The following is a 10,723-nucleotide window of genomic DNA, read 5'->3' on the forward strand; positions in this document are numbered from 1 at the left end:
CGTGAAGGTAATCGCTCCGTGGCGCGAATGGGATCTGACCAGCAGGACCCGGCTGATCGAATTTGCCGAAAAACACCAGATTCCGATTCCCAAGGACAAGCGCGGAGAATCGCCATTTTCCTGCGATGCCAATATGTTGCACACGTCTTCGGAAGGCAAAGTGCTGGAAGATCCGTGGGAAGAGGTACCGGATTATGTCTATTCGCGGACCAATAATCCGGAAGATGCGCCCGATAAACCCGAATATATCACCGTCGATTTCGAGCGCGGTGATGGCGTAGCAATCAATGGCGAGGGCATGAGCCCGGCGACTTTGCTCGAGAAGCTCAACGATTATGGCCGTGAACATGGCATTGGCCGGCTCGATCTGGTCGAAAACCGCTATATCGGGATGAAATCGCGCGGCATGTATGAAACGCCGGGCGGAACCATCTATCACGCTGCGCATCGCGGCATCGAGCAATTGACGCTGGATCGCGGCGCGGCCCATCTGAAAGACGAGCTGGCACCGCGCTATGCCGAACTGGTCTACAACGGCTTCTGGTTCTCGCCAGAGCGCGAGATGCTGCAGGCCGCGATTGACCATAGCCAGGCACGGGTCAATGGTACGGTCCGGCTGAAGCTCTACAAGGGGTCGGTTGATGTCGTCGGGCGGAAATCACAGGACAGTCTCTACAGCGAGAAAGTTGTCACATTTGAAGATGACGCTGGTGCATATGACCAGAAAGACGCCGAGGGATTCATTAAGCTTAACGCGTTGCGGTTGAAATTGCTTGGCAAGCGCAATGGCTAGTATCTGCAGTGTTCCGCGCTTGTCGCGGAGTTGCGGTGGCAATGGGATGATATGTCTTGCCGCTATCGTAATAACTGCGGGGCATAGTCTGTGCTGATTCCATTGCTCCTGCTCCTCGCCGGATTTGTCGTGCTCATAGTCGGTGGCGAACTGCTCGTGCGCGGCGCAGTCCGCGTGGCCGAAAGGGCAGGGATGTCCGAGCTGTTGATCGGTTTGACCATAGTCGGTTTCGGTACGTCTGCACCCGAACTGGTGGCCAGCGTGGAAGCGGCGCTTGCCGGATCGCCCGGGATCGCCTGGGGGAATATCGTCGGTTCCAACCTTGCGAACAGTCTGCTCATTCTAGGTACCGCTTCGATGATCCTGCCCGTGGTAGTGCCCAGAGGCCCATTGTGGCGTGATGGCGGGCTCGCATTGGCTGCAACCGTTGTTTTGTGGCTGGTCGCCAGCACTACTGGTATCACGATCGCCATCGGCAGTGCTTTCCTGATCGTTTTATTGGCTTATCTCGCCTATGCTTATCGAGCAGAACGCACGCAGCCGGTCGGGGCTACGGCATTGCATGAAAAAGCCGAAGCTTTGGAGGTTTCAGACACGCATTTGCACGATGCAGAGCCACTCTGGCGATCAATATTGATTCTTGTTTTGGGGATCGTCCTGATTGTGATGGGCGGCCGGTGGCTGGTCGATGGTGCGATTGATCTGGCGCGGCTGGTCGGCATGAGCGAAGCAGTTATAGGTTTGACCGTTATCGCAATTGGTACTTCGCTGCCGGAACTCGTCACTTCGGTGATTGCGGCTTATAAAGGCGCGAGCGCTGTGGCTTTGGGGAATGTTCTGGGTTCGAATATTTTCAATCTGCTGCTGATTGGCGGTGTCACCGCCGTGATTGCGCCTGGCACTATTCCCGGTGAAATCACCAACTTCGGACTTCCGGTCTTGATCGCTGCTTCCGTCCTGCTCCTGATATTTGCCGCGACCGGGCGAAAGATAACGCGCTGGGAAGGTGGAATATTGCTGGCGACCTATCTGGTCCTGCTCGTCTATAATGTCGTGGCGGTTTGAATCAGGCGTTGCAATTTCGAGAATCTGTCTCTAAATACAAGTCATCCCAACATTGTGAGATTTGAAGGGGCTGGCGCCAGACGGGGCCGGCAGCCAACGCTTTGCATTTTGAAATGGAATTTAATTGACTGATATCGCGACACTGACAGACCTGATTAAGCCGGAAGCAGATGCTTTGGGCTTTGATCTGGTGCGGGTGGAGTTCGTGTCCGGAGCGGAAGAACCCACGCTGCAGATCATGGCCGAGCGGCCGGATACCGGACAGCTCGGTATCGATGATTGCGCTGCCTTGTCGCGGCGCATCTCGGCGAAGTTCGATGTCATGGAAGAAGAAGGCCGCGACCCGATTGATCATGCCTATCGTCTGGAAGTCAGCTCTCCCGGCATTGACCGGCCGTTGACCCGGATAAAAGATTATGAAAACTGGGCTGGTTATGAAGCGCGGGTCAGCCTGATCGATGCGGTTGCTGGCAAGAAACAGCTTCGCGGTCTGCTCGAGGGCATTGACGGCGACATAATAAAGATTGACGATCGTGAGACGGGAAGTCAGGAGACGCCCCTGACGAATGTCCATAGCGCGAAATTGATTCTGACCGATGCTCTGATAGCTGCGACCATTCCGGTTTCGACAGCAGGTGCGGACGAAATCGAAGAACAGACTTTAGAAGAACAGGAAGACTAATCATGGGCAGTGCTATTTCAGCCAATAAAGCCGAGTTGCTTGCTATCGCGACCGCCGTTGCGACGGAAAAAATGATCGACAAGTCGATCGTTATCGAAGCGCTGGAAGAAGCGATCCAGAAGGCGGCTCGCGCTCGCTATGGTGCAGAAAATGACATTCGCGCTAAACTAGACGTCAAAACCGGCGATTTGCGCCTGTGGCGGGTTGTCGAAGTGGTCGACGAAGTTGAAGATTATTTCAAGCAGGTCGATATTAAACAGGCTGAAAAGCTGGAACCCGGCGCGAGCGTTGGCGACTTCATCGTCGATCCGCTGCCAGAAGTCGATCTCGGCCGCATCGATGCGCAGTCGGCCAAGCAGGTCATTTTCCAGAAGGTTCGCGATGCCGAACGCGAACGGCAGTTTGAAGAATTCAAGGAACGTGCCGGAGAGATCATCACCGGTGTCGTGAAATCGGTTGAATTTGGCCATGTAGTCGTTGACCTAGGTCGCGCAGAGGGCGTTATTCGCCGCGACCAGCAAATTCCGCGCGAAGCTGCTCGGGTTGGTGATCGTGTTCGTTCCCTCATTCTTGATGTGCGCCGCGAGAACCGCGGACCACAGATTTTCCTTTCCCGCGCACATCCCGATTTCATGCGGCATTTGTTCGCACAGGAAGTGCCGGAAATTTATGATGGCATCATCGAAATTAAGGCAGCAGCCCGCGACCCGGGCTCTCGCGCAAAGATCGGTGTGATTAGCCATGATAGTTCGATTGATCCGGTTGGCGCATGCGTCGGCATGAAGGGTAGCCGTGTTCAGGCCGTCGTGCAGGAAATGCAGGGCGAAAAAATCGACATCATTCCCTGGTCCGAAGATATTGCAACATTTGTTGTGAACGCGTTGCAGCCAGCGACGGTTAGCCGGGTTGTGATTGACGAGGAAGAAGGCCGGATCGAGGTTGTTGTTCCTGATGATCAGCTCAGCCTTGCTATCGGTCGTCGCGGACAGAATGTTCGCTTGGCCTCGCAGCTGACCAGTCTCGCCATCGATATCATGACCGAAGCGGACTCGAGCGAAAAACGCCAAGCCGAATTTGCTGCTCGTACCGAGATGTTCCAGGAAGATCTGGACGTTGACGAAACATTGTCGCAATTGCTGGTGGCTGAAGGCTTTAGCGAGCTTGAAGAAGTTGCTTATGTTGCACCGGAAGAAATCTCCAGCATCGAAGGCTTTGACGACGAGCTTGCAGCTGAATTGCAAAATCGTGCGATTGAAGCGCTGGATCGTCGTGAAGCGGTCGCTCGTGAAAAGCGTACCGAACTGGGCGTAGAGGATGCGATTGCAGAATTGCCGCATCTGACCGAAGCCATGTTGGTGACGCTCGGCGAAGCCGGCCTGAAAACGCTGGACGATGTTGCTGATCTCGCGACCGACGAACTGGTTCTGAAGCGTAAATCGGAACCGCGCCGCCGCAATGATACCCGTAAGCCAGAACCGGATGGTGTATTGGCCCAATATGGCCTGACCGAAGAGCAAGGCAACGAAATCATCATGGCAGCCCGTGCGCACTGGTTCGAGGATGAAGACGAGCCAGCCGTAGCTGCCGCGACAGAAGAAACCGGGGAGGACGCAGATGCGGAATCCACCCAATGAGACGCGGTCTAACCCTCTAGATCGCACGTCACACCGTAAATGCATTTTAACCGGAGAGAGCTTTCCTCCGGAGCAATTGGTACGACTAGCGATGGGGCCCGATGGACAAATTGCACCTGATGTCAGGGCAAAGGCGCCGGGTCGCGGGGCCTGGATTAGTGTTGACCGTGCTGCGCTTGATACGGCTCTGGCCAAGGGCCAGCTCAAAGGCGCGTTATCGCGTGCTTTCAAGACCGGCCAGCTGGATATTCCGGATAATCTGACAGAACAGCTTGAAAAGGCGCTAAAACGCGCCACTTTAGACAGGCTGGGTCTTGAGGCGCGGGGTGGAACTTTACTCACCGGGTCGGAAAAGATTGAAACTGCGGCGAGGCGCGACGAGCTGTTCATGCTGCTCCACGCGTCCGATGCCGGGCGAGACGGGTCGTCAAAACTGGCGCAGGCCTGGCGTGTTGGAAGCGACCGTGAAGGCGAAGATTTGCACGGGATAACTTTGCCAGTGGACCGCCAGGGGCTTTCTGTGGCATTGGGCCGCCAGAATGTTGTTCATATCGGGATAACTGATAGACGCGCGGCCGAGCGGGTTTCGCATATGCTGGCGAGATGGATCCGGTTCATGGGCTCCGATGAAATACCGGATGCGGCGGAAGAGAAGGTTGCGTGATTTGGCTTAGGAAAGCCGAGTAATATATTGATAATATCTATTTTTAGGGATTAAGTCTGTTCGATGAGTGAAGATACAAAAGATACGCCAAAACCTGCACGCAAGCCTTTGGGCTTGAAGCGTTCGGTCGAACCTGGCGAAGTCAAGCAGACGTTCAGTCACGGCCGCACCAACAAGGTTGTGGTCGAAGTCAAACGCAAGAAGCTTGTAGGCAAGCCTGGTGCGCCGGAAGTGGTCAAGGAAGTTGTCGTGGAAGCACCTGCTCCCGCGCCGGTTCCCAAGCCCGCTCCGAAGAAGGCACCAGTAGCGCCGAAAGTGGATGATGGTCTGACCCGTCAGGAAAAACAGGCCAAACTTCTGCGCGAAGCTGAAGAAGCGCGTCTCGACGCAATGCAGGAAGCGCGCAAACGCGACACGCGCGAGAAGAAAGAGCAGACCGCGGAAGAGAAAAAGCGGGCTGAAGACAATCGCAAGGCCGAAGAAGAACAGGCTCGCAAGGCACAAGAAGAAATCGCCGCTGCTGAAAAAGCCGCTGCCGATTCCTCGGATGTGGTCGAACCGGCCAGCGCCGATACGCCTGCCGCTACTCCGGCTGCGACACCTGCTGCCACAACGGCGGCTCCCGCACGGCCACCGGCCCGGAAATTCACGCCCGTGGAAGCTCCAAAGCGCCCGAAGCTGGAAAAAGAAAAGCAGAAAGTCGGCCGCGACGATCGCAACGATCGTCGCCAATCCGGCAAGCTGACCGTCAACCGTGCTCTGCGCGGCGAAGATGGCGCGGCACGGGCGCGTTCGCTCGCTGCCCTCAAGCGTGCTCGGGAAAAAGAAAAGCGTTCGCAAAGGTCGGGTCGACCATCAGAGCCGCGCGAAAAACAGATTCGTTCGGTCATCGTGCCGGAAGCCATTACCGTACAGGAACTGGCGAAGCGTATGGGCGAAAAAGGCGCGGACCTCGTCAAATCCCTGTTCAAAATGGGATCAATGGTCACCGTCAACCAGACCGTGGATCAGGATACCGCGGAATTGCTGGTCGAAGAATTCGGCCACAACATCCAGCGTGTCTCCGAGGCTGACGTTGAAATCAATACCCAGGCCGATGTCGATCCGGAAGAAACGCTGAGACCACGTGCGCCGGTCGTTACGATCATGGGCCATGTCGATCACGGCAAGACCTCGTTGCTCGACGCCTTGCGCGGAACCGATGTGGTTGCCGGAGAAGCTGGTGGTATCACCCAGCATATCGGCGCTTATCAGGTGACCATGAAAAATGGTGACAAGGTTACGTTCCTCGATACGCCGGGTCATGAAGCCTTTACCGAAATGCGGATGCGTGGCGCCAATGTCACGGATATCGTGATTCTGGTTGTTGCTGCCGATGACGGTTTGATGCCGCAGACGATTGAAGCGATCAAGCATACCAAGGCGGCAGGCGTTCCGATGATTGTGGCGATCAACAAGATCGACAAGGAAGGCGCCGACCCGACGACAGTTCGTACACGTCTGCTTGAACATGAAGTTATCGTCGAAGAAATGTCCGGTGATGTTCTCGACGCCGAAGTCTCGGCGCTCAAGAAAATCGGCCTCGATGAGCTGATGGATAAAATCCACGTTCAGGCCGAACTGCTTGAACTGAAAGCACGCCCCGATCGTCCAGCCGAAGGCTCGGTTGTTGAAGCGAAGCTCGACAAGGGTCGCGGTCCGGTTGCCACCGTTTTGATCGAACGCGGCACATTGAAGCGCGGCGATGTCTTCGTCGTTGGCTCGCAGACCGGCAAGGTCCGTGCGTTGATTGACGACAAGGGTCAGCAGATCAAGGAAGCCGGACCTTCGACACCGGTCGAAGTGCTTGGTATCTCCGGCGTTCCATCCGCTGGCGACAAGCTGACTGTGGTAGAAAATGAAGGCCGCGCTCGCGAAGTTGCCGCTTATCGTGCCGAGCAGCAGAAGCTGAAACGCACCACTCAGGCGCCAACCAGCCTCGAGAATATGTTCTCCGCAGCGGCGAATAGTGCAGTCGAATTCCCGGTATTGGTCAAGGCCGATGTCCAGGGTTCAACCGAAGCGATTGTCCAGGCGCTGAACAAGATTTCGAACGACGATATCAAGGTGCGAATCCTGCACAGCGGTGTTGGCGCGATCACGGAATCGGACGTTACTCTGGCCGGAGCCAGCAAGGCGCCGATCATCGGTTTCAACGTCCGTCCCAATGCCAAGGCACGGGAAATCGGCAAGCGCGACGGTGTCCGCTTCAAATATTTCGACATCATCTACGCTTTGACCGACGAAATTCGTGCGGAAATGGCTGGTGAGCTGGGTCCCGAGAAGATCGAGAATGTCATGGGGCGTGCCGAAGTCAAGGACGTGTTCAAATCCGGCAAAAAAGACAAGGCTGCCGGTCTCTTGGTCACCGAAGGCACGTTGCGCAAAGGCCTGTTCGCCCGTCTTACCCGCGACGATGTTATCGTCAGCGCAACGACCATCGCGTCGCTGCGGCGGTTCAAGGACGATGTTGAAGAAGTCCGGGCCGGCATGGAATGTGGTGCGGTGCTTGAAGACACCAACGACATCAAGGCTGGCGACATGCTCGAAGTATTCGAAATCGAAGAGCGCGAGCGGATTATCTAGTACCGCTCCCGCTCACGGGAGGGGCCCGGGGTGTGTCTTCGGGCGCCCTCGATCTTCCCACCCCCGACCCCTCCCGCAAGCGGGAGGGGGGAGATAGCAAATATGGCAAAATATAACGATACATCTCCCGAAGGCCGGTCGGTCCGCTTGCTGCGCGTGGGTGAACAACTGCGGCATATCCTGTCGGAGCTGCTGATGCGCGGCGAGGTTCATGATGCGGTGCTGACTTCGCACAGTGTCAGTGTCACCGAAGTACGGATGTCACCGGATTTGCGTCACGCAACGGTGTTTGTGAAACCATTGCTCGGCGCGAACGAGGCGGATGTGCTCAAGGCGCTCCGGACCAACACCGCGTTCTTCCAGAAGGAAGTCGCGAAGCGGGTGCAGATGAAATATGCGGCCAAACTGAAATTTCTGTCGGATGAGAGCTTCGATACCGCTGAGCATATCGAAAGCCTGCTCAACAATCCCAAGGTTTCGCAGGATTTGTCCAAAAAGGTCAACGAAGAGTAGCGCCGTTCGTCCTGAGCTTTTCGAAGGGCGATTTCAGGACGCAAAAGTGCTTCGACAGGCTCAGCACGAACGGTTATGGACGGCAGCTGATGGCCAAACTGTATTTCTATTATGCTTCAATGAACGCCGGAAAGTCGAGCAATCTGCTCCAGGCGGCGTTCAACTATGGCGAGCGCGGCATGAAAGTCATGCTGTGGACCGCAGCTATCGACAATCGGGCGAGCTTCGGCGCCATCGCATCCCGGATCGGCCTCAATGCGGATGCCCATCGATTTCACGATAGAACAGATATGTTTGAGGCGGTCAGTCAGGAGCATCAAGCAAATCCACTAGCCTGTGTGATGATCGATGAAGCCCAGTTTCTGACCGAAGATCAGGTCTGGCAATGCGCACGACTGGCGGACGAGAGCAGTATTCCGGTGCTGTGCTACGGCCTGCGCACCGATTTTCAGGGCAATTTATTCCCCGGTTCGGCAAAGCTGCTCGGTATTGCCGATAGTCTGGTCGAGCTGAAAGCAGTGTGCGAATGCGGGCGCAAGGCGACGATGAACCTGCGGATAGATGAAAGCGGCGAGGCGATTGCTGCCGGCCAGCAGACCGAAATTGGCGGCAATGAGAGCTATATCGCGTTGTGCCGGAAGCATTTTAAGGAACGGCTGAATGGATAAGCTGTCCACAATATTGGAAGACGGGCCGGTGCGCCTCGAACCGCTCGCCGAACATCATCTCGAACCGCTGCGCGCTGCCTGCGCGGAGGATCAGGATATCTGGGAAATCTATCCGGTTTCGATGCTCGACAAGAATTTCGACAAGGCTATCCAGGCCTTCCACAACACAAGCAATTGGGTTCGTTTCGCAGTGATCAATAGCGAGACCGACACGGTTGTCGGCATGACCAATTATATCAATCAGGATCAGACCACTAAAGTGACCGAGATCGGCGGGACCTATATCGCGCCGTCGGTGCGCGGTAGCGGCTTCAACAATATCATGAAAAAACTGATGATCGACCATGCCTTTGCCTGCGGATTTACCCGGATCGAATTCCGTGTCGATACCCGCAACAAACGCTCGATGGCGGCCGTGTTGAAACTCGGGGCGACGCATGAGGGAACGCTGCGCAAGAACCGGATTACCTGGACGAATTACGTCCGGGACACAGCTGTGTTCGGGTTGCTCAAAGAGGAGTGGAATTTGTGAAGTTTTGTTTTTTGATCCTTGCCCCAGCAATGCTGCACGCAAATAGCGCAAGCTTTGCAGGTGATCATGTTGATGAACAGCCCAGAGCGGCTTCAATCCCATTGAAATCCCCAGCAGCCAAAGGGTTTGTTCCTGGTGGCTGGTATCTGGAAAAATCTGTGGAGGGTGACCTGAATGGGGACGGTAGGACGGATTTGGCGCTCATCATCCGCCAGAATGATCCGAAACTGGTCATCGATAACGACGGTTTGGGAAGAGACCAATATGACGGTAATCCGCGTACAATCGTGGTGGCGCTGAAACAATCTGGTGGCGGATATCTACGGATCGCTCAAAACGACCAAATCATCCCCGTAATCGGCAGTGCTACGATCGATGATCCGATTGACTATGCCGGAGATGGTTCGCTGACTATCATTAAAGGCGTTCTGCGACTGAGACTGGGATTTTGGGCCAGTGCGGGCACGTGGGATATGTTTAACCGAACATTTTCGTTTCGGCTGAAGGAGGCGCGATTGGGGCTGATCGGCTATGACAATTATTATGTGCATCGCGGTTCCGGAGAATTGAAAACTGTCAGCATCAATTATCTAACGCGGCGTAAAAAAACCGAAAACGGTAGTATCGAGGACGGTCATGTTCCTGAAGTATGGAGCAAGATAAGTCGCAAGCCGTTGATCCTTTTTGACGATATCGGTGGCGGGTTCGATTTTGATCCCGATAAAAACTAGTTTTCAGACAGGACATAGATTGACGATAGAAAAATCCCACGGTTGGATCATCCTCGACAAACCGCTGGAACTCGGCTCGACCCAAGCGGTCGGCGCTGTGAAGCGCAATCTGCGCGAGGCCGGACTTCTCGGCAAGGGCAAGAATAAGCTGAAGGTTGGACATGGTGGAACGCTTGACCCGCTGGCCACCGGGGTGTTGCCGATTGCGATTGGCGAGGCGACCAAGTTGTGCGGGCGGTTGCTCGATGCTTCAAAAATTTATGAGTTCACAATCGGTTTTGGAAGCGAGACCGAGACTCTGGATGCAGAAGGAGAGGTAACGGAGACTTCCGATCACCGGCCAACGACAACCGAAGTCGAGGCGGTTCTGCCGCAATTCACCGGACCGATCGAACAGATACCACCCAAATATTCCGCGCTGAAAATCAATGGCCGGCGGGCTTATGATCTGGCGCGGGCGGGGGAAGAGGTCGAGATGAAGCTGCGGGGAGTGACTATCTATTCGCTTGTCATTCGTCATCCTGAACTTGTTTCAGGACCTCCCGAGATCCCGAAACAAGTTCAGGATGACGAGCATTTGAAAGAAATTACCCTTAGCGCCAACGTCTCCAAAGGTACCTATATCCGCTCGCTGGCTCGCGACATTGCGCGGGCGCTTGGCACTTTCGGTCATGTCACCATGTTGCGCCGCACCAAGGCGGGTCCGTTCAACCTGAAACAGGCGATTTCGCTGGACAAACTCAACGAAATTGGTAAGGGCGCGGACATTGAAGAATACCTCTTGCCGCTTGAGGCGGGGCTGGACGACATCCCGGC

At 55.4% G+C, this 10,723-nt stretch carries 11 protein-coding genes; all 11 read left to right on the plus strand.

Annotated features, from left to right (window positions below):
* On the plus strand, positions 1-793 hold a 793-nt coding region (locus tag V7680_RS13615), incomplete at its 5' end, for an argininosuccinate synthase (RefSeq protein ID WP_335653811.1).
* Positions 794-883: 90 nt separating this feature from the next.
* On the plus strand, positions 884-1,858 hold the full coding sequence (locus V7680_RS13620) for a calcium/sodium antiporter (RefSeq protein ID WP_335653812.1): 975 nt from the start codon (positions 884-886) through the stop codon (positions 1,856-1,858).
* A gap of 124 nt (positions 1,859-1,982) precedes the next feature.
* Positions 1,983-2,540: a ribosome maturation protein RimP gene (gene rimP, locus V7680_RS13625; RefSeq protein ID WP_335653813.1), complete on the plus strand. Its 558-nt coding sequence runs from the start codon at positions 1,983-1,985 to the stop codon at positions 2,538-2,540.
* 2 nt (positions 2,541-2,542) lie between these two features.
* Positions 2,543-4,174 (plus strand): transcription termination factor NusA, encoded by a 1,632-nt coding sequence (gene nusA, locus V7680_RS13630; protein ID WP_335653814.1) that lies wholly within the window; start codon positions 2,543-2,545, stop codon positions 4,172-4,174.
* The gene (locus V7680_RS13635) at positions 4,155-4,838 is read left to right on the plus strand and encodes a DUF448 domain-containing protein (protein WP_335653815.1); all 684 of its coding nucleotides are present in this window, start codon (positions 4,155-4,157) and stop codon (positions 4,836-4,838) included. The genes nusA and V7680_RS13635 overlap by 20 nt, the downstream gene beginning before the upstream one ends.
* 63 nt (positions 4,839-4,901) lie before the next feature.
* Entirely contained in the window at positions 4,902-7,463 is a 2,562-nt protein-coding gene (infB, locus tag V7680_RS13640; RefSeq protein WP_335653816.1) for a translation initiation factor IF-2, read from the plus strand.
* A gap of 102 nt (positions 7,464-7,565) precedes the next feature.
* On the plus strand, positions 7,566-7,976 hold the full coding sequence (gene rbfA, locus V7680_RS13645; RefSeq protein WP_335653817.1) for a 30S ribosome-binding factor RbfA: 411 nt from the start codon (positions 7,566-7,568) through the stop codon (positions 7,974-7,976).
* 89 nt (positions 7,977-8,065) lie between these two features.
* Positions 8,066-8,644: a thymidine kinase gene (locus V7680_RS13650; protein WP_335653818.1), complete on the plus strand. Its 579-nt coding sequence runs from the start codon at positions 8,066-8,068 to the stop codon at positions 8,642-8,644.
* Complete coding sequence (locus tag V7680_RS13655) at positions 8,637-9,176, plus strand: GNAT family N-acetyltransferase (protein ID WP_335653819.1); 540 nt, start codon at positions 8,637-8,639, stop codon at positions 9,174-9,176. Before V7680_RS13650 ends, V7680_RS13655 begins: the two co-directional genes overlap by 8 nt.
* Entirely contained in the window at positions 9,173-9,907 is a 735-nt protein-coding gene (locus V7680_RS13660) for a hypothetical protein (protein WP_335653820.1), read from the plus strand. The genes V7680_RS13655 and V7680_RS13660 overlap by 4 nt, the downstream gene beginning before the upstream one ends.
* Positions 9,908-9,932: 25 nt before the next feature.
* Positions 9,933-10,723 (plus strand): tRNA pseudouridine(55) synthase TruB (gene truB, locus V7680_RS13665; protein WP_335653821.1); only part of this gene is annotated, 791 nt, incomplete at its 3' end.

The sequence above is a fragment of the Parasphingorhabdus sp. genome (assembly GCF_036963705.1).
In the GTDB taxonomy this organism is placed as follows: domain Bacteria; phylum Pseudomonadota; class Alphaproteobacteria; order Sphingomonadales; family Sphingomonadaceae; genus Parasphingorhabdus.